1 protein-coding gene is annotated in these 273 nt (G+C 64.1%); it reads left to right on the top strand.

Going from position 1 to position 273, the window contains the following annotated elements:
• Nucleotides 1-273: helix-turn-helix domain-containing protein (locus FN960_RS24070; protein WP_221936858.1), on the top strand; the 273-nt coding region annotated here is incomplete at both ends.

Raw genomic sequence — 273 nt, forward strand, 5'->3', positions numbered from 1 at the left:
CGAGTCGAATGCATGAACACACCCGCCATCCATCCCCGTGACTTGATCGCGGGCTTGCAGAAAGGCCTGGCGCTGATGCAACTGTTCAGCGCCGAGCAGCCGCGCCTGAGTGTGCCGCAGGCGGCCAGGTTATCTGGCCTTACGCCCAGTGCGGTGCGGCGGTTTCTGCTGACCTTGGTGCACGAGGGCTTTGCCGAAACTGACAGCCGGGAGTACTGGCTGACCCCCAAGGCCTTGCGCATCGGCCAGGCCTATGTGGACTCGGCGCAACTG

Origin of the sequence: Alkalicoccobacillus porphyridii, assembly GCF_007293315.1 — a bacterium.
In the GTDB taxonomy this organism is placed as follows: domain Bacteria; phylum Bacillota; class Bacilli; order Bacillales; family Bacillaceae_D; genus Alkalicoccobacillus; species Alkalicoccobacillus porphyridii.